This window comes from Alsobacter sp. SYSU BS001988, assembly GCF_054796215.1.
Map to the genome: position 1 here is coordinate 75,067 of NZ_JBTAMK010000011.1, position 23,954 is coordinate 99,020.

Sequence of the window (23,954 nt, forward strand, 5' to 3'; positions counted from 1 at the left end):
CGCCCCGGCGCGGCTCTCACCCGGGCCCGCGCAGCGTCGAGGACGGCGTCTCGCCGTAGCGCAGGCGATACCAGGCGCTGAACTTGCCGAAATGGCTGAAGCCGCTCGCCATGGCGGATTCCGTGACGCTGCCCACATGCCCGGAACGCAGCAGGTCATGGGCGCGCGCCAGGCGCCGCCGGCGCAGGAACTCTCCGGGCGAACAGCCCAGCCTGTGGCGGAACAGCTCCTGCAGCCGACGCAGGCTGACCCCCGAGGCGGCCGCGACCTCGGCGAGGCGCACCGGCTCGTCCAGCCGGGCGATCAGGTAGTCGACGGCGCGATCGAGCGCGCGATGGGCGCCCAGCCCCTGCGCTTCCGCCGCCGGGGCGGCCAGCTCCCGTCCGGCCGCGCTCGCCAGAATGGCCGCCGCCCGCAGGGTCAGGGCCTCCGCCATGCTGGCTTCGAAGCGCGCCCGGAAGGGGGCCGGCTCCGCCCTGTCGGGCTCGAGCGCCTCGGCGGCCATCTCGCGCAGCCGGCGCAGGCCCGGCAGGTCGTCCCGCAGCGCCGCGGCCCGCAGCGCGTCGGGAAGCCGGTCGTCGACCTCCATGAGGCGCAGATGAGCCTGCAGGACTGCCGGGTCGAGCCGCAGCACCAACTCGCTGTAGCCGTCCGACGGGATGAACTTGGCGTCCTCGGCCACCGTGAAGCAGCCGTCGCAGCGCGGCGTCATGTCGTGGCGCCCGGACGAAGTGACCAGCGTCGTCCCGCCCTGGAGCGGAAAGAACAGCACCGGGACCGCGAGGCCGACGATGTCGAAGCAGGCGTTCGTCTCCCAGGTCCGGGAGACGTGGACGCCCGAGAAAGCGGTCGACCGATAGCGCAAGCGGAAGCGACGACTCTCGGCCGTCACGCGGACGACGCGGCTCGTTCGGCCTTGCAGCCCTTCCATGGCTTCGTCAGGGCTGCGGTAGTCGACGTCCTGGACGGACATGGCGACCCACAGGTCTTGGCTCGAGCTTGGCCACGCAGGGTCGTCGACCGCAGCCCGTCCGGCAATCCGTGGAAGTCCGGATCGGAGGCCCCGACGGTACGGAGGCGCTCCATGTCCGCAGGCCCGGCGCGATCGGGACAGGCCGGCGCAACCGGGATAGCGCCCGCGGAGCCGATCTCTACAGTCGCGCCGAGGCCGTGAGCGGCCCTCGCGGAACTGGTCCGGCACAGGTCAGGCGCTCCCACCCAAGAACGTGCCGACGCCAGTCCCGGCCATGGAGCCCGCCGGGATCCGTGCTCTTACTGCGTCACGGCGCGCGCCATGCGCATTCCGGCGTCGGTCGCGTCGGCGATCATCAGCACGGGCAGGGGACGCACCGCGGGGCCGGAGAAGCGCGCCAGCCCGAGATCGGCGTTGGGCGCGTTGGAGAAGGTGATGTCCAGCACCGGGCCCGGCCCCGCGGCGATCGCGACCGGCTCGGGCGCGCGCGGGCGCACCTTCGCGACGTCGATCCGCAGCGGCTGTTTGCGGGCCGCGGGCTTCGTCCCCACGACGAACAGCGCCTTCACGCCCGACGGCTTGTCGGGCGCCGTGGCCCAGCCCGCCTCGTGACTGAGGAAGCGGCCGAGGACGGAGGAGGTCTCCATGTCGGAGGGCTTGACCAGCGTGTCCGCCGCCGCCGTCAGGAAGGCGCCCGGAAGTTCGGCCGGCCGCCGCAGCGGGAGCGGCGCGGCGACCCTGACGGCGTCCTCCGGCGGCGCATAGGCCGCCACGGAGGTCGGAAGGGCCGGCTCGGCCGGCGCGGCCGGCTCGTCGCGGCCGCCGAACAGGGCCGCGAACAGGCTCTTGGTCCCGATCTGCGCCTGCGCCACCGCGACCGTCTCGCCGCCCACGGTTTCGCCGCGGGCCAGCAGCTCCGCGCGGGCCGTCTGGTAGCCGGGCAGGGGCTTGCCGTTGCTCGGCAGGTGCACGGTCTTGCCGTCCGGGAACAGGCGGGCGAGCTGGTCCTGCGTCATGCGCGGCCACGCCCGGATGCTGCCGGTGTCGACATGCACGAAGGCCTCGGAGGCGTAGTAGCCCACGCCGCCATGCTGCAGCCGCATCGCGGCGGAGCGCAGCTTGCCCGTCTCTACGTCGGGCATGCGGATGTCCATCGCCTTGCCCAGCATGTGCTGGCTCTGCTCGGACACCGCGCGCGAGCGGCGGTGCAGCATGGCGTTGGTTTCGGGCGACCGGTAGGCCGAGACGATGTGGATCGGCGCCCGCGACCCCGCCTCGCGGTAGGCCTCCCAGACGACGTCGAACAGCCGCGGGTCCATCCTGGTGGACTTGTCGTTGCGCCAGTCGCGCAGGAAGGCGTTGAGCTGGTCGAGGCCGTCGGCATCGAAGCGCCCGTGGCGCCGATAGGTGATCGTCGCGGTCTCGTTGCGGTGGGTGTGGAACAGCGTCAGGGACCGCGTGTCCCCCTCGGCGTAAGCCCCCGGCGTGGTTTCCGCCACCACGGTCAGCGTCACGAAAGCGGTGAAAAATCCAATGATCTTGGCCGCAGCGCAGCCGCCCGCAGTCGTCCTGCGGCGAACCAGGCATGATCGCAAGAGCGCGCCCCCTTATAGCTCAGGCTCGACAGGTCGAATTCTTCTTCTTACCCCGTCGAGGCCGTCCATGACTTGCCGCTCCTAGCGGCGGACCATGGCGAAAATGTAGGTGGGCCTCCGCGATACGCTCTTGATTTTGGCAAGCCAGGTCGATCGGCGCCGGCGCGGGCGCGATGTGGATGCGCCGGCGCGTTCGGCTAAAATCCGAATTGGAAGTTGGACGATGTCAGTTCCGCCTTGTTGACGCCCATCAGAGTGACGACGTCGCCAGACCACGCCGAAATGACGACGTCGCCGCCGACCTGCACGGCCGCCGCGCGGACCTGTGTCCAATTGGCGAACATCGCCGGATCGAAGCGGATGACGTCCTTCTCCAGGCCGGTCGCGCCGAAGTCGGTGACGTAATCGGCTCCGGTCCCCTGGCTGAAAAGGAACACGTCGGACCCGGCGCCGCCCGTCAATGTGTCCACGCCGGCGCTGGCGTAGAGGTGATCTTTCCCGGCCCCGCCGTCGAGAATGGCCCAGCCGCCAGCGGACTGCGCGTGGAGAACGTCGTTGCCATCGCCGCCATGCAACTCGCCGCCCGTGAGGGTGTCGTTCCCACCCCAGCCATACAGTCGGGCCGAACCAGCCTCGTCCGTGAGCGTATCCGCGTAGGCTGAACCCGTAACCGCCGTCACTGCGGCCCAAATGTCGCCCTCTGCGTAGCCGCCTCGCCCCACCGCCATGGCGAGATCGACGGTGACCGCCGCCGTGCTCGCCGAGTAGTCGACATCGCCCATGATGAAGATGTCGCTTCGAGCGCCGGCCGATCCGCCGCCCAGAAAGAAGCCGTGCATGCCGGCTTCGCCGCCGAACGCGTAAGTCACGCCGTCCAATTCTATGTATTCGATTCCGTCAAGTGAGGTGTATGGTGCGTAATATTTCGTGCCGTGTATAAAATAATCAGTGCCGCCGTTTTCGTCGTATACAATGTAATTACGATCCCAATTTGTGAAGACGGCGGTGTCTGCGCCGCCACCACCGGTGAAACTCTGGATGCCTCCAGGTCCTTGGTTGCTGACCATCCTGTCGTCGCCGGCGCCGCCGTCGAGGTCGGACCCGACCAGCGTATCGTCGCCAGCGCCGCCCTCGGCACGGTCGCCGTTCAGCACGTCGTCGCCGTCGCCGCCGGAGATGTAGGCGCCCGTAAGGGTGTCGTTTCCGGCTCCGCCTTCGAGCCAGGCGCCGCTCCTGGGTGCGGTCAGCACATCTCCATAGTCTGAACCCACGATCGTGGAGACCGCCGCTAGGACATCGCCCTCCGCATAACCGCCGTGACTGGAGCCTGCATCCATATCGATCTGCACCGCCGACGTGCTCGCCGAGTAGTCGACTTTGCCCATGATGAAGATGTCGCTTCGAGCGCCGGCCGATCCGCCGCCCAGAAAGAAGCCGTGCATGCCGGCTTCGCCGCCGAACGCGTAAGTCACGCCGTCCAATTCTATGTATTCGATTCCGTCAAGTGAGGTGTATGGTGCGTAATATTTCGTGCCGTGTATAAAATAATCAGTGCCGCCGTTTTCGTCGTATACAATGTAATTACGATTCCAATTTGTGAAGACGGCGGTGTCTGCGCCGCCGCCACCACCGGTGAAACTCTGGATGCCTCCAGGTCCTTGGTTGCTGACCATCCTGTCGTCGCCGGCGCCGCCGTCGAGGTCGGACCCGACCAGCGTATCGTCGCCAGCGCCGCCCTCGGCACGGTCGCCGTTCAGCACGTCGTCGCCGTCGCCGCCGGAGACGTAGGCGCCCGTAAGGGTGTCGTTTCCGGCTCCGCCTTCGAGCCAGGCGCCGCTCCTGGGTGCGGTCAGCACATCTCCATAGGCTGAACCCACGATCGTGGAGACCGCCGCCAGGACATCGCCCTCCGCATAACCGCCGTAAATGGAGCCTGCATCCATATCGATCTGCACCGCCGACGTGCTCGCCGAGTAGTCGACTTTGCCCATGATGAAGATGTCGCTCTGAGCGCCGGCCGATCCGCCGCCCAGAAAGAAGCCGTGCATGCCGGCTTCGCCGCCGAACGCGTAAGTCACGCCGTCCAATTCTATGTATTCGATTCCGCCCAGTGAAACGTATGGATCATAGTACATTCTGCCATGCCGGAAGAATTCAATCCCTCCGTTTCCATTTTCATCATAGAGAACATAGTTCTGGTCCCATGTGTCCAGAACAGCGGTGTCGGAGCCGCTTCCTCCGATGAACGTCATGCCGCCTATCATGCGATCGTCGCCGTCGCCTCCGTCAAGGAAAGAGCCGACCAGCGTATCGTTCCCAGCGCCGCCCTCGGCACGGTCGCCGTTCAGCACGTCGTCGCCGTCGCCGCCGGAGACGTAGGCGCCCGTAAGGGTGTCGTTTCCGGCTCCGCCTTCGAGCCAGGCGCCGCTCCTGGGTGCGGTCAGCACATCTCCATAGGCTGAACCCACGATCGTGGAGACCGCCGCCAGGACATCGCCCTCCGCATAACCGCCGTGACTGGAGCGCGCTTCCAGATCGATCTGCACCGCCGCCGTGCTCGCCGAATAATCTACGAGACCGGAAAGAAACACGTCCGGGCGGGCGCCGGACAGGCCGCCCCCTAGGCTGATCGTTGACTCATACTGAAACGCGTCGGAAGCGCTGATCCTGAACCGGCCTTCGTCAAACTGGAAGTGTTCGACGTTGGAAGTATAGGTGGTTCGCCCTGTCGTTCGATCCGTCAGATCGATTTCGCCCGGGTAAATGGAGAACTCATAATTCCACAGCGACCCGAAGACAGCCGTGTCGTCTCCGGCGCCGCCGTCGATCGTGTCGCCGCCCTGTCCATAGAAGGTGTCGTAGCCCGCGCCGCCCGTCAGCTCGCTTCCCGGGGCAGGCCCATGGATCACTTTGTCGTAACGCTTGGAGTGCGTCAGATACTCCAGCGAATACGTATCCGATGCGAAGGCTTCGCCGAAGCGCACCCATTCGACGTTGCGCAGGGTGTCGACGCCGTCGGGCGCCGAGGCGCGGAGGTCCTTCACGACGTAGGTCTTCGTGGCTCCGCTCCAGACGATGGAGTAGTCGGACATCGAGCCCGAAAGAACGAGGGTATCGCCGCCGCCCGCGCCGCCATCGATGACGTTGGAGCCGCCCCGTCCCTTGAACGCGTTGTCGCCGGCGTCGCCGGTCAGCTTGTCGTTCCCGGAGCCGCCGGCCACGTTTTCGAACCCGGTGAGGAGGTCTGTTCCGACCCCGGTGTTCTGGGCGGCGCCCTGCTTGGAAAGGTCGACCGTCACGCCCGTGGCCGCGCCGTTGAAGTCCAGCCAGTCCAGTCCTTCCCCGCCCAGCAGCGTGTCGTTCCCGAGGCCGCCGTTCAGCGTATCGTCGCCCCGGCCTCCGCTGATGTAGTTCGCACTCGCATTGCCGGTCGAGCTCCAGTCATCCGAACCGACATAGACCAGCCGCTCGACATTCTCCGTCAACACATAGGAGGCGATCGCAGTGCGAACTTCGTCCACGCCCTGGTTGGCGAGTTCGGTGACCACGTCTCCCACATCGTCGACGTAGTAGACGTCGTTTCCGGCGCCCCCGGCCATGCTGTCGGCGCCCGCTCCACCGTCCAGCGTGTCGTTTCCGTTTCCGCCCAAGAGCGTGTCGAGCCCCGCGCCGCCGGATCCGACGTCGTCGCCGGAGCCCAGGTCGATTCGGTTGGCGAGCCCATCTCCGACGATCACGTCCGCGAGCGACGATCCAATGACGCCCTCGACCCCGCTGATCGTGAGCTTTTGGCCATTGGACAAGGTGGCCTCCGCCCGCGCCAGATTGATCGTCATGGCGACGGAGGTCGACCAGCGGAGCGTATCGAAGCCGGCGCCCCCGTCCGCCGTTCCGAGGCAATTCAGCATGTCGAGGTAGTCGTCACCGCCTCCGCCCGACAGGGTGACTGCGCCGAACCTCCCGCCCACGAGCTCGTCGTTGAAGGCGCTGCCTATGACCCCTTCGATGCTGGATAAGACGTCTCCCTCAGCGTCGCCGCCGGATTGGGCCCCCGTGAACCCTGTCACCGTGACCTTAACGCCTGCTCTCGAACTGGAGTAATCGGCGATGTCGTAGCCCATTCCTCCGGACAGGAGATCGGCGCCTTCTCCGCCGGCCAGCGTGTCGGCGCCGGCCCCGCCCAGGAGCGTATCGTTCCCCGCTCGGCCCTCGCCATAGTCGTCGCCGAGCCCGAGCTCGAGGCGGTTGTCGGCGGCCGAGCCGATGATGCGGTCGGACGAAGAGGATGCGACCACATTCTCGACGCCGGAGATCTTCAGAGTTTGCCCATTCGCAAGTCTGGCGACGCCCGCGGCGAGGTCGATGGTCTCGCTCGTGTAGATGGACCACGTCAGCGTGTCGACGCCGTTTCCGCCTTCGACCGCGCCGATATTGCTCCTCATGTCGAAGACGTCGTCGCCGTCGCCGCCGCGCAGCGTAACGGCCCGGTTTCCGCCGCCTCCGACGAGCGTGTCGCCGTAAGCGCTGCCCATTACGCCTTCGATTGCGGTCAGGACGTCCCCGGCCGCATCTCCGCCGACCTGCGGAGCCGAACTGCCCGTGAGCGTGATCTGGACCGCTGCGGACGAGGCGGAATAATCGATGAAGTCGATCCCTGTCCCGCCGTCGAGGATATCGGCTCCCTGACCCCCAGCGAGCGTGTCGTCTCCCGCGCCGCCCCGCAAAGTGTCGTCAAACAGCCCGCCCACGAGAGAGTCCGCGGCGCTTGTGCCCGTGAGCAGAACTCCGGTCGTCATCGCAATCACCTGTTCGAAACGTCGCGTCGCCCATCGGGCTTGCTGAATCGCCGGCAGGAGAGCTTAGGGACAAGCGGCTGTCACCACGCGTTTCGAGTGCGTGAGGTTGTGCGCATCCCGAGCCAGAGCAGCGCCTGCCCGCCATTAAGGATCCGCAAAGCACGTCTGAACGACCAGCGTTATCAGACAGTAAAATCGACCCGCGAAAATCCGTTTCCATCAAATTGTACTGAATCACGGAAGTCATCGATATCGGGTCGCGTTTAAATCAAGTCCCCAAGGTTCGAAGTGTTCGAGTTTTGGGGCTTATGCAGATGGATATCCTCGATAAGGATGCTCTGGTTCAGGTGGCGGCGCGGGGCGCGTCCGACACGGGATCGATCCCGCTGCTCAGCAGGTCGCTCTGGCATCTGTCCGCGGTCGGGACCTCGGCGAAATACGATCTCAACGTCAAGTCGGTCTGGGCGGACTACACCGGCAAGGGCGTCCACGTGGCCGTCTATGACGACGGGCTGGACAGCGCGGTGCGCGACCTCGCCAAGGGCTACGACGCCACCCGGCAGCTCGCCATCGGCGGCGCGGGCGACCCCACGCCCACCGGCGTCACGCAGAACCACGGCACCGCGGTGGCGGGCATCATCGGCGCGTCGGCCGACGGGGACGAGGCGGTGGGCGTCGCCTACGGGGCCAGGCTGACGGGCGTGCGCATCTTCGACCGGACCACGAGCGATCTCGGCGCGCTGATGAACCGGGAGAGCGACTTCGACGTCGTCAACCACAGCTGGCGCTGGACGACGCCCTTCCAGGATGCGCCCTCCAAGCCCGCGTGGACGAGCTTCTTCGCCGGCATGGCCGGAGCGGCCGACAACGGCCGCGGCGGCCTGGGAACGATCGTGGTGGTGGCGGCCGGCAACGAGCGCGCGACCGGCGGCGACGCCAACAACGAGGGCATGTCGGCCGACCGCCACGTCATCACGGTGGCGGCGGTGACCGAAACAGGCGTGGTCGCGCCCTACAGCAACCCCGGCGCCTCCGTGCTGGTCTCGGCGCTGTCCTCGGGCGGCTCCCTCCGGATCACCACGACGGACCGGGCCGGCGCGCAGGGCTACTCGTCGGGCGAGACCACCGAATTCGGCGGCACCTCGGCCGCGGCTCCGATGGTCAGCGGCGTCGCCGCCCTCCTGCTGGAGGCCAACCCGACGCTGGGCTGGCGCGACGTCCAGGAGATCCTGGCCCTCACCGCCCGCCATGTCGGCGGCGCGATCGGGGCGGCGCCCAGCGGCGCGGAGGAGAGCGCCTGGGCTGTCAACGCCGGCAAGACCTCCAACGGCGGCGGGTTCCACTTCTCCAACGACTACGGCTTCGGCCTCGTCGACGCCCACGCCGCCGTCCGCCTGGCCGAGACCTGGACGCTGTCCTCCACCTCCGCCAACGAAGCGTCGGCCTCGGCCCTGGCGTCGACCACGGCCCTCTCGGCGATCCCGGACGGGTCGGGCGCGCTGACGCGCTCCTTCACGCTCGCGCCCGGCGTCTCCATCGAGCGCGCGGTGCTCGACCTCGGCCTCACGCACACCCGGATGGCGGACGTGCTGGTCGAGCTGGTGTCGCCTAGCGGCACGGTCTCCAAGCTCCTCGACCACGCGGCGGGCGGCGTCTCGGGCGTATGGGAGATGTCGTCCAACGCGTTCCGGGGCGAGGACTCCGGCGGCGTGTGGACCCTGCGCGTCAGCGACGCGAGCGCCGGCGTGACCGGGACGCTGAGCAGCGCCAAGCTGTCGGTCTTCGGCGCCGCGCAGAGCCCGGACGACGTCTATGTCTACACCGACGACTACGCGGATCTCGCCCGGTCGAACCCGGCCCGGGCCGTCCTGACCGACGCGTCGGGCCACGACTCCATCAACGCGGCCGCCGTGGCCTCCGGCTCGCGCATCGACCTGACGCCCGGCGCCGCCTCCACGATCGCGGGCCAGACCCTCACGATCGCGGCCGGGGTGGTGATCGAGGACGCAGTCGGCGGCGACGGCGCCGACGTCATCGTCGGCAACGCGGCCGCCAACATCCTGTTCGGCGGGCGCGGCGACGACGTCCTGCGCGGCGGCGCGGGAGACGACACGCTGGTCGGCGGCCCGGGCTCCGACATGCTCGACGGCGGCGACGGCAAGGACGTGGCCGTGTTCGCCGGCTCCAGCCAGGATTACGTCACCGCCCGCAAGGCGGACGGCTCCCTCGTGCTGACCAGCCACGCCGGCGAGGCGGACACGCTGGTCAGCGTCGAGCGCATCGTCTTCACCGACGCCACGCTGGCCCTCGACACGGATACGGGAACCGGCCAGATCTACCGCCTCTACCAGGCGGCGCTGAACCGCACGCCGGACGCGCAGGGCCTGTCCGACTGGGTCAAGGCGGCCGACCAGGGCGCGGCGCTCACCAGCATCGCCCAGGGCTTCGTCCAGTCGGGCGAGTTCCAGGCGCGCTATGGGGCGGCGATCTCCGACTCCGGTTTCGTCACGGCTCTCTACGAGAACGTGTTCGAGCGCGCCCCCGACCAGGCCGGCCTGCAGAACTGGACCGGCGTGCTGGCCTCCGGGCAGAGCCGCGAGGCCGTGCTGCTGGCCTTCAGCGACAGCGCCGAGATGAAGGCCAAGGTCGCGCCCCAGATCTCCGAAGGCATCTGGCTGGTCTGAGCCGCAGGCCGACCCTCACTGTCGCCAACGCGAAACGGCCGGGGAACGCCCCGGCCGTCGTCGTTTGCGGCGCTGGAGCGTCAGCCCCAGGCCCAGTCGTGGTGGGCGTGGTGGCCATGGCCCACCGTCTGCTGGCTCCAGCCGGAACAGCTGCTGGAGCCCCCGTCCTGGTCGTCCGCGAAGGACCCGGACTGGCTTGCGCGCCGGTCCTGCCACCAGTGGCCGCCGCCGGAGCTGTCGCCGCCCGTCGACGGGGTGGACGGATCGCTCGCGCCCGTCCCGCCGCCGGTGTCGACGACGGAGTCGCCGCCGGTCGGACTGCTCGGCGCAGAGGGGCTGGCCGGAGCGCCGGTCGTGGGCGGCGCATCCGTCCCGCTGTCGGGGGAGCCGACCGGAGCCGCCGGAGAGGTCGGGGTGGCGGGAGCGTTGACGGGCGTGGTCGGGACGACGCCGTCGTCATGGATGACCTGCCCGGGCAGCACGCCGTCGAGGTCGACGCCGTCGAGGTCGAGATGCGCCACATAGGAGCTGATGTGGTCGCGCGCGGCCTGCTGCTGCACGTCCGCGATCTTGGCGGCGCCGGAGACGTACTCGATCGAGACCACGTCCTTGCCGGCGTCCAGCATGGTCTTGAGCAGGCCGAGGCTGTACTGGGTCTCGGAGGCGGGCTGCTTCTGGCCGCTGTCCGTGTAGTAGAGGTTCTCCTTGTACATCCCGTCCAGCGTCTTGACGTAGGTCGGGTTGCTCAGGAGCTCCTCGGCGTTGTTCGCCCAGATCTTGAAGTTGGGATTGAGCGTGTGCGCGTGATCCGCCAGCTGCTTGACCAGGTTGACCATGGCGCCTTCGGCGTCGCCGCCCGGCGCATGGTTCTTGGCCCAGGACTGCTGGTATTCGTCGACCACGTCGAAGTAGACGCCGTCATATCCGGCCGCGATCATCTTGTCGATGTAGGTGGTGGCCACGTCCTTCCACTCGGGCGTCCAGAAGGCGACCTCGTAGTTGCCCTTCCACTGCGGGTTTTCCGGCCCGAGTGCGGCTGACGGTATGGTCTTGAAGTAGTCGCGATAGACCTCGGCCTCGCCGATGCTGAAATAGCCCAGCAGGAGTCCCCCGCCGGCGCCGCCGCCCATCTGCTGGACCTGTGCCGGCGTAAACAGTGCGCCGTCATTGTTGTAGACGTCCACCACCTTCACGTCGAAAGGAGCGGCCGCCACCTCGGCCGGGTCCACTCCTTGCAGCACATACATTCCGGTCTTCGCCATTTTTGCCCCTTTTCTCGAATGCGAGAGCAGGAGATCAGGTGTCGAAAACGGCAGAAAAACGGCTGGGACTGAGCGGGACGCCAGATCACGCGTTCAGGATGTTCAATGACCCGAGCGCTTAACGATCAAACGGCTCACGGATATTTCAGGGAAAATGACGGAATACCGTTGAATTTTCCGCTTTGCGTCGTTCCAACTTGACCGTTGCAAAAAAATTTGTGGATAGCCCGTTCGCAGTATCTCCGGAGGCCTTTCGATCTACACGGGCCCGACTAGTGCTCCCGCCAGGCCTTCGCCAGCTGGTCCGTCAGCGGCTTGGTGAGATACGAGATGACGGTGCGGTCGCCCGTCTGAAGGAACGCCTCGACGGGCATGCCCGGCACCAGCTTCACGCCGCCGAGGCGGCTCTTCTCCTCCTCCGATACGCGGATCCGGGCGGTGTAGTAGGACAGGCCCGTCCGGGGATCGGTGGTCACGTCGGCCGAGATCCTCGACACCTCGCCGGCGATCTCGGGCGTGGTGCGCTGGTTGAACGCCGGGAAGCGCAGATGCGCCGGCTGGTCGAGATGGACATGGTCGATGTCCTGCGGCTGCAGCTTCACCTCCACCACGAGGTCGTCGCCATGCGGCACGATCAGCATGGCCGGCTCGGTCGAGGTGACGAGGCCGCCGATGGTGTGCACGGTCATCTGGTGGACGACGCCGTCGACCGGCGCGCGCAGCTCGGTGCGCTTCAGCATGTCTTCTGCGGCGACCTTCTTCTCCACCATCTCCGACCAGCGCGCCCGGATGTCGGCGAGCTCCTTGGTCACCTCCGAGCGCAGGTCCTGGTCGATCTGCAGGATCTGCAGCTCGGTCTCGCTGATCTTTCCCTTGGTCTGGGCCGTGGAGGCGACGAGGCGCCCCCGGTCGCCCTCCAGCCGCGCCGCGTCGCGCTCCAGCGCGGTGACGCGCGAGATCTGCACGAGATTGCGCTGCCAGAGCTCGCGCACGCCCTTGAGCTCGTCCTGGATGAGGGCGATCTCCTTGGTCTTGCTGGCGGTCTGCTCCTTGAGCCCGGCGATCTCCAGGTCGAGCTGGGCGACGCGTTCGCGCAGCTGAGCCTTCTGCCCGTTGCGGCTGGCGCGCCGGTTCAGGAACTGCCGCGTCTCGCCGGCGATCAGCTGGCCGACCACCGGGTTGGCGGAGGCGCGCGCCACCATCTCCGGCGGGAAGGCGATGTCCTGCGCGCCGTCGCGCTCGGCCTCGAACCGCGCCCGCCGGGCGCTCAGTTCGTCGATGGCCTTCAGGACGATGTCCAGATTGGCCCGCGTCTGCGTCTCGTCGAGACGAATCAGGACATCGCCCGCGCGCACCGCGTCGCCGTCATGGACCCGCAGCTCGCCCACGATGCCGCCCGTGGGGTGCTGCACCTTCTTGACGTCGGTGGCGACGACGAGCTGCCCCGGCGCGATCACCGCGCCGCTGAAGGAGGTCGTGGCGGCCCAGCCGCCCAGCCCGACGACCAGGACCACGGAGAGGCCCACGGCGGCGAGCAGATGCGTCCGCATCGACCGGTGCGCCTCACGGCTCGGACGTTGCGGGACGGCGCCGTCGGCGGCGGTGATGAGGCTTGCGCCCATGCTCTGCTCCTACGCCGTCGCGCTGCTGGGGATGGCGCGGGGGCCGTCGGGTGTCCCGGCGATAGCGGCGGGCGCCTCCTGCGGCGCCGTGTGGACGGCGGTGGGCCGCATCACCTGCTTCAGCACCTCGTCCTTCGGGCCGAAGGCCTGCGCCCGGCCGTTGTGCATCACCAGGATCATGTCGACGGCCGCCAGCGCGCTCGGCCGGTGGGCGACGACCACGCAGACGCCGCCGCGCCTGCGCACGCCCAGGATCGCCTGCGTCAGCGCGATGTCGCCGTCATTGTCGAGGTGGGAGTTGGGCTCGTCGAGCACCACCAGGAAGGGGTCGCGATAGAGCGCCCGCGCCAGGCCGATGCGCTGCCGCTGGCCGGCCGAGAGGCCCGCGCCGTTCTCGCCGATGGGCGTGTCGTAGCCTTCCGGCAAATGCAGGATCATGTCGTGCGCGCCGGCCGCGACGCCGGCGGCCACGACGTCGTCGGGCGCGGCGTTCGGCTCGAAGCGCGCGATGTTCTCCGCGACCGTGCCGGCGAACAGCTCCACCTCCTGCGGCATGAAGCCCACATGGGGCCCCAGCGCGGCGCTCGACCACTGGTCCAGCGCGGCCCCGTCGAGCCGCACCTTGCCGCGCAGCGGAGTCCACACGCCCACCAGCGCCCGGGCGAGCGACGACTTGCCCGAGGCGCTCGGGCCGATCACCCCCATGGCCTGCCCGCTCTGCAGCGTGAAGGCGAGGTCGTTCACCACGATGCGCTGCACGCCGGGAGGCGCGACGCTGATCAGCTCGGCGCTGACGCTGCGCTTGGGAGCGGGCAGGGGATGGCGGGGCGTCGCCGCCGGCACCCGGGCCAGCATGCGCGAGAGCCGTCCCCAGGCCTGGCGCGCCTGCACGAAGCCGCGCCAGTTGGCGATGGCGAGCTCGGCCGGGGCGAGCGCCCGCGACACCAGGATCGAGGAGGCGATGATGATGCCGGCCGTCGCCTGGTTGTTGATCACCAGCCATGCGCCCAGCGCCAGCACTCCCGACTGCAGGGCGGTGCGGAACACCTTCGTGATCGCGCCATAGCCCCCGGCGACGTCCGAGGCGCGCTGGTGCGCCTTGATGTGGTCGCGGTTGGCGGCCGACCAGCGTCCCAGGATCCGCTCCTGCATGCCCATCGCGGCGAGGACTTCGGCGTTGCGCCGGCCCGCCTCGGCGAGGCTCGTGCGCTTCAGCCCGTGGGACGTCGCCGCCTGGGTCGGGCCGCGCGTCGCCCGGTCGGTGACGAGGGTGACGGTCGCCAGGATGGCGACGCCGGCGATCGCCGAGACGCCGATGAGCGGATGGAAGACGAAGCAGATCGCGACATAGATCGGCATCCAGGGCAGGTCGAAGAAGGCCGACGGTCCCGTGCCGGAGAAGAAGGAGCGCAGCTGGTCGAGGTCGCGCATCGGCAGCAGGCCGTCGCTGGGGGCCGCGCCATGCAGCGGCGCGCGCACCACGACGTCGAACACCCGCTCGCTCAGCGCCTCGTCGAAGGCCGCCCCGACGCGTGCCAGCACGCGCGAGCGCAGGATCTCGAGCACTCCCTGGAAGCAGTAGAGCATCAGGGCCAGGACCACGAGCCCGACGAGGGTCGGGATGCTGCGGCTCGGAATGACCCGGTCATAGACCTCCAGCATGAAGAACGAGCCGGTCAGATAGAGAACGTTGACGACGCCGCTGATCGCCGCCGTCCCGACGAAGGCGTAGCGGCAGGCTGACAAGGCCGACCGGAGCTCGCCGGAACGATCGGGGTGACCCACTGACTCCATAACGCTGCTCCACCGACGCCGACGCCATTCGAAGCCGACGGCGAGCGCCGGCGTGCAAAAAAATCGTTAAGTTAAGAGACGAAATATTCTGCAATTTAACGCTTAGCAGGACCGTTTAAACTATGTTAGTGAGAGTACACTGAAATGGAATACGGTGCACCATCCTTCGGCTATGACGAGGTTTTCATCCGCCTTCATGGTTGATTCCGTCCGCCGCGGTCCGGCTTCAAGCCGGTAAGCGGCGAGCGAGAGTCGGCCGCCCCTGTTCAAGAAGCCCTTGTGGAATCCAAAACATCCTCAGAGTGCTTTCTATGCTTGCACAAAAGATCACGCGGTGCATTGATTGCTATGCAGGCGACAGGCGAAGTCTAATATTCGCGGCAGATCTGAAAACCATGCCGCGATCAGCTGTCCAGGCGAGGAAATGATCGGAAGCCAACGCATGTCGGTCCCCCAAAGGGCGCGCAGGCCCGTGAGCGCGTCGGAGCGCGACCGGCTGGCGGCGCTGCGCAAGGCCGAGATCCTCGACGTCGCCCCGGAGGCCGAGTTCGACCGCATCGTCGCGCTCGCGGCGGACATTTTCGGCGCCTCCGGGGCCGGGATCGGGTTCGTCGACGCGGACCGCGTCTGGTTCATGGCGAGGCGCGGCTTCGAGGGGGACGAGGCCCCGCGGGCCGGCTCGCTCTGCGACGCGACGCTCCGCTCGGCCGCCCCTCTGGTGGTCGCCGACCTGGCGCGCTCGGGCCGTTTCTCCGGAGATCGCCTCGCGGCCGCGCCGACCCAGGCCCGCTTCTTCGCGGGCGCGGCCTTCGGCGTCGCGGACGGCCCGCGCATCGGCGCGCTCTTCATCCTCGACGCCGAGCCCCGCCGCGATTTCTCCGAGCGGGACCGCGGGCGGCTGGACGCGCTGGCGGCCATGGTCGGCGACGCGATCGAGCTGCGCGCCTGCCGGCGTTCGGCGCGCGGCCACCGCGACGAACTCGACACCAAGGGCGTGGAGCTCCGGGCGGCCCAGTCGCGCGCCGAGCGCGCCCACGCCCGGCTGCAGAACCTGATCGACCACCTGCCCGTGGGCGTCAGCCTCACCGACGAGACGCTCGGCGTCGTCACCTTCAACAAGCCCTATCTGGACTATCTCCAGATCCCGCCCGAGCGGCTGCATCCTGGCGACCGCTTCGAGGACCTGTTCCGGGAGCTCGCCGCGCGCGGCGAGTTCTCCGACGACGAGCCCCAGGAGGTCGTGCAGGAGAGGCTGGAGCAGCTGCGGCGCGGCCGCCCCGTGGTGATCGAGCGCACCCGGCCCAACGGCGCCGTCATGCAGGTGCACGGCGTGCCGCTCTCGGACGGCAGCTTCGCCACCTTGTGCGTCGACGTCACCGAGGCGCGGATGCGCGAGCGCGAACTGCTTGTCGCCAAGCAGCAGGCCGAGGAGGCCAGCCGGGCCAAGAGCGAGTTCCTGGCCAATATGAGCCACGAGATCCGCACGCCCATGAACGGCATCATCGGGATGAACGCGCTGCTGCTCAGCACGCAGCTCTCGCCCGAGCAGGCCCAGTACGCCGCGGCCGTCCGCGACAGCGCCAATGCGCTGCTGACTCTCCTCAACGACATCCTCGACATCGCCAAGCTCGAAGCCGGCAAGCTGGAGCTGGAGCTGGTGGATTTCGACGTGGAGGACCTCGCCGGCGGGGTGATCGAGCTGCTCGCGCCCCGCGCGGCCGAGAAGGGCCTGCAGATCGCCTCCTCGATCGCGCCGCAGACGCCGCTGCGGCTGCGCGGAGACCCGCTGCGGCTGAGGCAGGTGCTGCTCAACCTGCTCGGAAACGCCGTCAAGTTCACCGAGCATGGCGGGGTCGAGCTCGACATCGGCCTTGCGCCGGAAGGCGAGGGCGAGCCCCAGCTGCGCTTCGAGGTCAGGGACACCGGCATCGGCCTCAGCCCGGGCGTCGAGGCCAAGCTGTTTGAGAAGTTCACCCAGGCCGACAGCTCCATCACGCGCCAATATGGCGGCAGCGGGCTCGGGCTTGCGATCTGCCGCGACCTCGTCTCGCGCATGGGCGGGGAGATCGGGGTGGAGAGCCAGGCCGGGGTCGGGAGCACCTTCTGGTTCACCATGCCGTTGCGGCTGGCGCCGCTGGGCGACCAGCGGCGGAGTTCGCCTGCGCCGACGCTGCAGGGCCGGCGCGCGCTGGTCGTGGCCGAGTTGGCCATGACGCGCCGCTGGCTGCGCCGACGGCTCGAGGCCGAAGGCATGGACGTCGCCGAGGCGGAGAGCGCGCCCGAGGCGGTCCGCGCCCTGGCGGCGATGGAGCGCATCGGCGGCTTCGACGTGGCGCTGCTCGACGAGGACATCGGCCGCGAGAAGCGGCGCGAGCTGATCGAGCACTCGATCCCGCGCATCTGCGGCCCGGGCCGGGGCATGCAGGTCGTGCTCCTCACCTCGCTGGGCGAGGGCGAGCCCGAGCTGAAATCCGGCGCCCCCGTGCTGCGCAAGCCGATGCGGGGCAGCGTCCTCGTCGCCGCGATCGAGCGCCTGCTCGACCGCGGGACGGACCGCCCGGAAGCCGAGCCGCATGGCCCGAAGGGCGTGCGCCGCCGCGTCCTCGTGGCCGAGGACAACCCCACCAACCTGCAGCTGGCGCTCTCGATCCTGAAGACGATGGACATCCAGGCGGACGCCGTCGGCACCGGGCTGGACGCGCTGCGCGCCGTGCAGGAGAAGAACTACGATCTCGTCCTGATGGACGTGCAGATGCCCGTGCTCGACGGCATGGAGGCGACCCGCCGCATCCGGGCGCTCTCCGGCCGCGCCTCGCAGGTGCCCGTGGTGATGATGACCGCCCACGCGATGAGCGGCGACCGCGAGCAGTGCATGGCGGCCGGCGCCTCCGGCTACATGCCCAAGCCCATCGACATCGACCGCTTCCGGGCGGAGGTGGCGCGCTACGGCGCGGCCAACGACCCCGCGCCGGCGGCCGTCGAGCGGGCTGAGGCCGTCACCTTCGACCGGCTGCGGCTCGCCAAGATGGCCCGGCTCCTCGGTTCGGAGGAGGTCGCCGCGATGTCGCGCTCCTGGCTGGCGGGTTCGCTGGAGAGCATCGGCCGCATGCGCCGGATGGTCGCCGCGGGCGCGTTCAGGGATGTCGGGCGCGAGGCTCACGACCTCGCCGGGACCGCCGCGACCTTCGGGGGCGTCCGGCTGGGCTCGCTCGGCAGCCGGCTGGAGCAGGCCTGCGCGGTGCGGGACCTTGCGCGGGCGAGGGACCTCGTCGACGCGCTGGAGACCGAGATCACGGTCTGCCGCTCCGCCCTGGAGGCCGAGCTCAGCGCCGTCCTGTCCCAATCGGCCTGAGGCGTCCCTCCCGGGGCGCTGGAGCATGCTGCGAAAAGGTGGAAACCGGCTTTTCGCGCCAAAGCATGCGAGTGCCAGGAAACTAGATCCCGAGGTGGCGGCGCACCATGGCGTCGAGCTCGTCGACATTGATGGGCTTGGCCAGGAACGCCGTCCCGCCGGCCAGGCGCGCGGCTTCGCGTTCGCGCTCCATCGCCTTCGTGCTGACCGTGATGACGGGCACGTCCTTCAGGGCCGGGCGCTTGCGGATCTCGCGGATGACGTCCACCCCGGAGCCGTCCGGCAGCCGGATGTCGATCATCGCCAGGTCGAGCTCCTTGGCCGCGCCGTCCTGGCTTCCGAGCGCCGCCACGCCGTCGGCCACGTTGCGGGCGAGCACCACCCGGCAGTTCATGGAGGCGAACAGCGCCTTGTAGATCTCCACCAGCAGCGCGTTGTCTTCGACGACCAGGACGGCTTTCCTCATTGATGCTTCCTGCTCAGCGCAGCCCCGGATTGTTGGCCACGAACGTCATGTAAGGCAGGCGCGAGATGCGCCGCGCGACCGCCACATAGGCGTAGAGAAACGAGAACAGCGAGGCGAGGAAATAGCCGTAGCCCTCATAGGCTATGCCGAGCGGCAGCATCGCGGCCGTCAGACTGGCGTTCAGGATGAAGAACGCCAGCGACACGCCCAGCAGCAGCCGGCGCAGGTCGAAATAGGAGATCACCACCATCGTGCAGAGGAACAGCACGTGGAACAGCGCGCCGAGCACGCCGTAGCGGAAGATCGGCACCAGCTCTCCGCCGCCGCTGGCGAGCCCGATCAGTCCCGGCGCGACCAGCATGGCCAGATAGGAGATCACCGCCTGCAGCACGGTGATGTTGCGGAAGCCGCCCAGCAGGGAGGCCACCACGTCCTTGTGGTTGCGGCGGATCTGCTCGGCCGTCGCGTGGGTCTCGATGGCCCGGTAGAAGCCCACATAATGCTTGTAGAAGCGCGTCTCCAGCGTCACCAGGATGAGCGACAGCGCCGGCACGATGGTCAGGTAGGCGAAGAACATGGCCGCGTCATAGGCGGGATGCGCCACCAGGAAATGGGCGTATTCCTTGCGCCCGGGCGCCAGCCACATGATCCACTTGTCCACCCAGATCGCCGCATTGTAGACGAGCCCGACCGCGGCGAGCTCCCAGTAGCGCGTGAAGCCGGCCATGAAGGCGAAGGGCCGGACGATCGGATAGGGATATTCGGCCAGCACCCGCGCCATCAGCACATAGAGCACCACCGTGAGGCCGAGGGTGAATCCCGCCAGCATGCCGGTCGCCCCGTAGGACTCCGTGAGCAGGATGGAGGCCGCGCAACCCACCGCGAGCCCGCTCGCGAAAGCCGCGCTGATCGTGCCGAAGCTCTTCAGCGCCGAGAGGAAGACCGAGGTCAGCCAGATCGCCCCGACCACCAGGAACTGCAGCAGCGCGATGTAGCGCTGCATCGGCGTGAGGTCCGTCAGCCCGAAATAGAAGACGCCGCCCATCGCCGTCTGGACGGAGAGCAGCAGGGCCAGCGAGCCCCAGAGCGCCCCCGGGGCCTCCTCGGCCTTCTTCTCGTAGATCCTGTCGGCCAGGAACCGGGTCACGACCAGCACCACGGGTCCCGAGATCACCAGCGAGAAGGCGAAATTGTAGGTCGTGATGACCGAGAACAGCCCAAGGTCGTCGCGGGAGACGAATTGCGCTCCGAACAGCTGCGCGCCCGCCAGCGCCAGCACGGTGAACAGCCACGGCCCGGCCGAGACCGCGGCCGCGTGCGACAGGCTCTGCAGGCCGGCGAAGATGGAGTTGCGGCTGGCCAGCCGCTCGAGCGCGAAACCGATCCCGGCCATCAGAGCGCCTCCACGGCGGCGGCCCTGTCCGGCATCGTGAGGCACTCCTCGTAGAGGCCGCGATACATCCGGTCGACCACCTTCTTGTTGTAGTGCAGCTCCGCGCGGCGGCGGATCGCCTCGCCGGCCCGCCGGCGCAGCGCCGGATCGAGGAGCAGGCTCGCCAGCCCCTTGGCGGTCGCCATCGGATCGGCGAGCGGCGTCACGAACCCGCCTGGCCCGAGCTGCGGGTCCTCGTCGGCCCGGCCCAGGATGATGTCGCGGCAGGAGCCCACATCCGTGGCCACGCTGGGCACGCCGGCGGCGCCCGCCTCCAGCAGCACGAGCGGCTGCGCCTCGCTGATGCTGGTCAGCGCGATGGCGTCGACCTTGCCCAGATAGTCGTGCAGGCTGACGCGGCCGGTGAAGGTGAACATCTCCGACAGGCCGAGATACTTCACCATGTCGGAGCATTCCTTGAAGTATTCCGGGTCTTCCTCGGTCGGCCCGAGCAGCAGGACGCGCACATTGGGCACCATGTCGCGCAGCAGCGCGGCGGCTCGGATATAGGTCTTCACGTCCTTGATGGGCACGACGCGCCCGATCAGCGCCACGGTCGGCGGGCGCTCCTCGGTCGATTTCGGGATGGCCGAGAGGCCGTCATAGTCGATCCCGTTGGGGATGATCTTCAACTTGGCCGGATCGGCCCCGTCGCGCAGCTGCAGGGCCTGGTTGCCCGTGTAGAGCGTGGTGATCGACGTGCAGGCCTCGTAGCAGGCGTGCGAGTAGCCGATGAAGGCGTCAATCCAGACGTCCCGCAGGTCGCGCCGGCGGCCCTCGATGTCCAGCGATCCGGGCAGCTGGTCCGCCAGCCAGGAGGCCAGCGCGATCTCGACGCGCCGCTCGTTGGTGTAGATGCCGTGCTCGGTGAGGACGCCCGGACGCCCGGTCTCCAGCACGGCGCGGGCCATCGCGAGGCCGGCGTAGCCGGTCGAGATCGCGTGATAGACGCCGGCCCGCGGCATGTCGGCCAGGATCGTGGCGAAGAGGCCGCCGGCCAGCGCCCGCCAGGTCCAGAAATAGTTCAGGAACGAGCTGCCGGGGACGGACTTCTCGTACATCCGCTCCAGCATGCCGAAGGCGGCTTCCGAATTCATCAGAGCGGGCCGGCCGGCGAGGTCGGGGTTGCCGCGCACCGCGGCCAGCACCTCCTGGAAGTCCTCCAGATGGCCGCGGGCGAAGAGCCGCGTCAGTCCTCCCTCGAGGTCCTCGATCATCCGCTCGACCGCAAGTCCGTTGCGCACCCGCGTCTCGGACTGCTGCAGTACGATCTTGGTCATGCCGGTCACGTTCTTCGGCAGCTCGAAACGCAGTTGCTGCTCGGCGCCGTCCGCCGAGAGCGCGACCAGATGGAAGCTGAGATGGTTCTGCGCCTTGATGAGGTCGTGCACCCAGCTGGAGACGCCTCCGGCCACGAACGGATAGGCGCCCTCCAGGATGAGGCAGACATCGGCTTCGCCGGGCTGCGCCCTCATCCCGGACCTCCGCCCAGGCGCGCATGCGCCGGCTCCGACCAGGCCGCGAGCGCGTCGCGGATCCGGGCCGGCATGTCCTGCGGCCCCAGCAGCGCGCCGAACTGGGCGCAGGCGCGGCGCACGCCGTCATAGCGCTTCAGCTCGAACAGCGCCTCCACATAGCAGGCGATCAGCCCGGGCGAAGGCTGCTTCAGCCACGGATCCAGCTGCGCCACCGCGTCCTGGCAGCGGCCGAGCTGCACCAGGAGCCGGCCGGCCGCTTCGGCGATCGCGGGCGTGCCGCGCACGTCCTCCGGCAGGCTCTCGTAGAGCGCGAGGGCGGACTGCCGGACCGCATTGGCGCGGCCGGTGTCGAGCAGCCCCGTCTGGGCGTAGTCGTCGAGCTGCCGGGCCTGCGCCAGGGTGAGCGCGGCGTCGGACGGGTTGGCCTGGCGGGCCTCCTGCAGCTGCATGGAGCGGATCAGGTAGTCGTTCTCGATGCGCGCCGCCGCGGTGGCGGCCTGCACGCGGATGGCCGGCTCCGGATCGTTGAGCGCGCTGCGCAGCGCCGGCGCGAAGGCCGGGATGAAGTTGTCCGCGATGAGCGTGATGACCGACTGCTTCTGCTGGACGCTCCCCAGCGCCAGGATGTCGGCGAAGGGCGCGACGGTGCTGCGCTCGCCGGGACCCGCGCCGCGCAGCCGGATGAGGTCGTGCAGCGAGCGCGGACGGTCGATGTCGGCTTCAGGGAAGAGGGTGGCGTACCACTGCGCGAAGGGCGTGGCCGTGCGGGCGAAGATGCGGTGCAGGATCCCCATCAGCGCGGCGCCGAACACGCCGATCGGGCCCAGGGCGACGATCGACATCAGCGCGAAGAACGCGACCGGGCTCAACCCCTGGCGCCGTCGCGCCAGCGCGATCCCGACCGCTCCGCCCGCGCAGACCAGATGCGCGGCCGCGAGCGGGACCATCGGCCCGCCCATCGCGGCGGTCCACTCCGTCGCGCGCGCCAGGGCGGGCGCCGCCCAGGCCTGCGCCAGAGGAATGACGTCCGACAGGCCGATCATCGGCGTTCGCCCTGGGCCCAGTGGCCGGAATGGTCGAGGAAGGCGAAGGCGCGGTTGGCGTAGCGGCGCAGGCCGTCCTGATGCGTCTGGCGGCCCGTCGCATAGACGACGTCCAGCGCATGGTGCATGTGGGCGCGCAGTCCGGCGAGATTCAGCTCGGCGCCGAGCGTCTCCTCGATGCTGGCCGCGATGGCTGCGGCGCCCTCGCGGTCCACTCCGGGCAGCAGGATGGCGAAGTCCCATCCGCCGTCGCGGTGCTCGAAGCGCAGGTCGCTGGGACCCAGTAGCGTGTCCGCCACGCCCGAGAACAGCTCCTGCGCCTGCGCGGCCGCGTCGCCCTGCGGGTCGACGAGCTTGACCGACAGCTTGATGCAGGACACGTCGAACCCGATGCGCTTGCCGAGCGCGCCGGTGATGTCGCGCAGCCCGTCGAAGAGGGGTTGCGGCAGGAGCCGGCGCATCGGGTCGAGGTCGATGCTGTCGGCGCGCTGTCCGTTGCGCTGCGCGTTGGCCAGCGCGGCGCCGATCCAGTCGCAGACGATGCGGAAATTCTGCACCGCCGAGGGGTTCAGCTCGGCGAAGCCGATCTCCTCGATCTTCAGCATGCCGACGACGAGCCCCGTCTCGGCGCTGACCAGCGGGCCGGCGAGCATGCCCTGGCCGTCGAGCGCGCCCTCATGCTCCCGGTTGACGACCGCCAGGCAGCGCTTCTGCGCCACCACGGCCGTGAACAACGGGTTCGTCGCCTCGATCTCGCGCAGATAGCGGTCGTCGGCGGTCCAGCCCTGGCACGCCGCCGCCTCCAGCACCGTCCCGTTGAGCAGGAAGAGCGAGAACTTGCCGGGATTGAGCACGTTCCGGACGAGCTCGCTCACGCCCATGAGCACTTCGCCCGGCCCGCGGCGCTCGATCGCGCGCGAGGCGGTGTACATGGTCTGGACGGTCTGGCCCTGCGCGGCGACGCGCGCCTCCAGGTTGCTCTTGAGGCGGGCGAGCTTCTCATAGGCTTCGGTGATCGCCTCCGCCTGCGCCTCGGCGTCGTTCAGCCGGCGCTGCAGCGCCTGCGAGACGCGGTCCTGGCCGGCCCGGATCTCGCCCAGCACGACGGCGGCCACGAACCACAGCGCCGGCTCGCTGGTGATGCGCAGGAGCCAGGCCGAGTAATCCTCGTCGAAGCCCTGCTGCGGCACGTTGCCGGTGAGCAGGGCCGCGCTGGAGAGGATCGCCGCCGCGAGGCCTTCATTGGTGCCGTAGAACGCCGAGGTCAGCAGCACCGGGATCCAGAACGGGTGGGGCGAGACGCCGAGGAAATGCTTCCCGGAGCCGAACAGCGCGTCGATGGCGAGCGCCACGGCCAAGAAGGCGACGGTCTCCAGCACGGCCGCAAGGCGCAATCCGAAGATGCGGCGCGGCTGCTGGGGGCTGTCCTGATCGGCGGAGGACCTGGCGGTCATTTA

The 23,954-nt window shown here is 68.9% G+C and carries 13 protein-coding genes; 2 read left to right on the forward strand and 11 right to left on the reverse strand.

The annotated features are described in order from the left end of the window. Window positions 1-16: 16 nt before the first annotated feature. The 3 genes from ACYVO7_RS18440 to ACYVO7_RS18450 all read right to left on the reverse strand — a co-directional run bounded on the left by ACYVO7_RS18440 (window position 17) and on the right by ACYVO7_RS18450 (window position 7,364). On the reverse strand, window positions 17-973 hold the full coding sequence (locus ACYVO7_RS18440; protein ID WP_460451278.1) for a helix-turn-helix transcriptional regulator: 957 nt from the start codon (window positions 971-973) through the stop codon (window positions 17-19). A gap of 299 nt (window positions 974-1,272) precedes the next feature. Then, entirely contained in the window at window positions 1,273-2,487 is a 1,215-nt protein-coding gene (locus ACYVO7_RS18445; RefSeq protein WP_460451279.1) for a DUF882 domain-containing protein, read from the reverse strand. Between the two features lie 278 nt (window positions 2,488-2,765). After that, a complete protein-coding gene (locus ACYVO7_RS18450; protein WP_460451280.1) occupies window positions 2,766-7,364 on the reverse strand; it encodes a beta strand repeat-containing protein in 4,599 nt (1,532 codons plus the stop codon). A 314-nt stretch (window positions 7,365-7,678) separates the two neighbouring features. Between ACYVO7_RS18450 and ACYVO7_RS18455 the strand changes: the two genes are divergently transcribed. Further along, a complete protein-coding gene (locus tag ACYVO7_RS18455) occupies window positions 7,679-10,048 on the forward strand; it encodes a S8 family serine peptidase (RefSeq protein ID WP_460451281.1) in 2,370 nt (789 codons plus the stop codon). An 80-nt stretch (window positions 10,049-10,128) separates the two neighbouring features. Here ACYVO7_RS18455 and ACYVO7_RS18460 read toward each other — a convergent pair whose 3' ends face one another. From ACYVO7_RS18460 to ACYVO7_RS18470, 3 genes are all read right to left on the reverse strand, one after another. Further along, window positions 10,129-11,310 (reverse strand): endo alpha-1,4 polygalactosaminidase, encoded by a 1,182-nt coding sequence (locus tag ACYVO7_RS18460; protein WP_460451282.1) that lies wholly within the window; start codon window positions 11,308-11,310, stop codon window positions 10,129-10,131. Between the two features lie 272 nt (window positions 11,311-11,582). Then, window positions 11,583-12,932, reverse strand: coding sequence for an HlyD family type I secretion periplasmic adaptor subunit (locus ACYVO7_RS18465; protein ID WP_460451283.1), 1,350 nt, complete (start codon window positions 12,930-12,932; stop codon window positions 11,583-11,585). Window positions 12,933-12,941: 9 nt separating this feature from the next. Then, complete coding sequence (locus tag ACYVO7_RS18470; protein ID WP_460451284.1) at window positions 12,942-14,726, reverse strand: type I secretion system permease/ATPase; 1,785 nt, start codon at window positions 14,724-14,726, stop codon at window positions 12,942-12,944. A gap of 442 nt (window positions 14,727-15,168) precedes the next feature. Here ACYVO7_RS18470 and ACYVO7_RS18475 point away from each other — a divergent pair, with 442 nt between their 5' ends. After that, the gene (locus tag ACYVO7_RS18475; protein ID WP_460451285.1) at window positions 15,169-18,078 is read left to right on the forward strand and encodes a hybrid sensor histidine kinase/response regulator; all 2,910 of its coding nucleotides are present in this window, start codon (window positions 15,169-15,171) and stop codon (window positions 18,076-18,078) included. Window positions 18,079-18,160: 82 nt separating this feature from the next. Here ACYVO7_RS18475 and ACYVO7_RS18480 read toward each other — a convergent pair whose 3' ends face one another. The 5 genes from ACYVO7_RS18480 to ACYVO7_RS18500 are packed head-to-tail and all read right to left on the reverse strand — an operon-like array spanning window position 18,161 to window position 23,951. After that, window positions 18,161-18,544, reverse strand: coding sequence for a response regulator (locus tag ACYVO7_RS18480; protein ID WP_460451286.1), 384 nt, complete (start codon window positions 18,542-18,544; stop codon window positions 18,161-18,163). A 13-nt stretch (window positions 18,545-18,557) separates the two neighbouring features. Then, window positions 18,558-19,937 (reverse strand): exopolysaccharide Pel transporter PelG, encoded by a 1,380-nt coding sequence (gene pelG, locus ACYVO7_RS18485; RefSeq protein ID WP_460451287.1) that lies wholly within the window; start codon window positions 19,935-19,937, stop codon window positions 18,558-18,560. Next, a complete protein-coding gene (gene pelF / locus ACYVO7_RS18490) occupies window positions 19,937-21,451 on the reverse strand; it encodes a GT4 family glycosyltransferase PelF (protein ID WP_460451288.1) in 1,515 nt (504 codons plus the stop codon). The genes pelG and pelF overlap by 1 nt, the downstream gene beginning before the upstream one ends. Then, complete coding sequence (locus ACYVO7_RS18495; RefSeq protein WP_460451289.1) at window positions 21,448-22,497, reverse strand: hypothetical protein; 1,050 nt, start codon at window positions 22,495-22,497, stop codon at window positions 21,448-21,450. The genes pelF and ACYVO7_RS18495 overlap by 4 nt, the downstream gene beginning before the upstream one ends. Beyond that, on the reverse strand, window positions 22,494-23,951 hold the full coding sequence (locus ACYVO7_RS18500; RefSeq protein WP_460451290.1) for a GAF domain-containing protein: 1,458 nt from the start codon (window positions 23,949-23,951) through the stop codon (window positions 22,494-22,496). The genes ACYVO7_RS18495 and ACYVO7_RS18500 overlap by 4 nt, the downstream gene beginning before the upstream one ends. Window positions 23,952-23,954: the final 3 nt, after the last annotated feature.

What these genes read in the sequence shown, in the direction of transcription:
- pelG (WP_460451287.1), bottom strand. Translation starts at nt 19,937, where the DNA reads ATGGCCGGGATCGGTTTCGCGCTCGAGCGGCTGGCCAGCCGCAACTCC.
- ACYVO7_RS18465 (WP_460451283.1), bottom strand. Translation starts at nt 12,932, where the DNA reads ATGGGCGCAAGCCTCATCACCGCCGCCGACGGCGCCGTCCCGCAACGT.
- ACYVO7_RS18480 (WP_460451286.1), bottom strand. Translation starts at nt 18,544, where the DNA reads ATGAGGAAAGCCGTCCTGGTCGTCGAAGACAACGCGCTGCTGGTGGAG.
- ACYVO7_RS18495 (WP_460451289.1), bottom strand. Translation starts at nt 22,497, where the DNA reads ATGATCGGCCTGTCGGACGTCATTCCTCTGGCGCAGGCCTGGGCGGCG.
- ACYVO7_RS18460 (WP_460451282.1), bottom strand. Translation starts at nt 11,310, where the DNA reads ATGGCGAAGACCGGAATGTATGTGCTGCAAGGAGTGGACCCGGCCGAG.
- pelF (WP_460451288.1), bottom strand. Translation starts at nt 21,451, where the DNA reads ATGAGGGCGCAGCCCGGCGAAGCCGATGTCTGCCTCATCCTGGAGGGC.
- ACYVO7_RS18440 (WP_460451278.1), bottom strand. Translation starts at nt 973, where the DNA reads ATGTCCGTCCAGGACGTCGACTACCGCAGCCCTGACGAAGCCATGGAA.
- ACYVO7_RS18500 (WP_460451290.1), bottom strand. Translation starts at nt 23,951, where the DNA reads ATGACCGCCAGGTCCTCCGCCGATCAGGACAGCCCCCAGCAGCCGCGC.
- ACYVO7_RS18475 (WP_460451285.1), top strand. Translation starts at nt 15,169, where the DNA reads ATGTCGGTCCCCCAAAGGGCGCGCAGGCCCGTGAGCGCGTCGGAGCGC.
- ACYVO7_RS18470 (WP_460451284.1), bottom strand. Translation starts at nt 14,726, where the DNA reads ATGGAGTCAGTGGGTCACCCCGATCGTTCCGGCGAGCTCCGGTCGGCC.
- ACYVO7_RS18450 (WP_460451280.1), bottom strand. Translation starts at nt 7,364, where the DNA reads ATGACGACCGGAGTTCTGCTCACGGGCACAAGCGCCGCGGACTCTCTC.
- ACYVO7_RS18455 (WP_460451281.1), top strand. Translation starts at nt 7,679, where the DNA reads ATGGATATCCTCGATAAGGATGCTCTGGTTCAGGTGGCGGCGCGGGGC.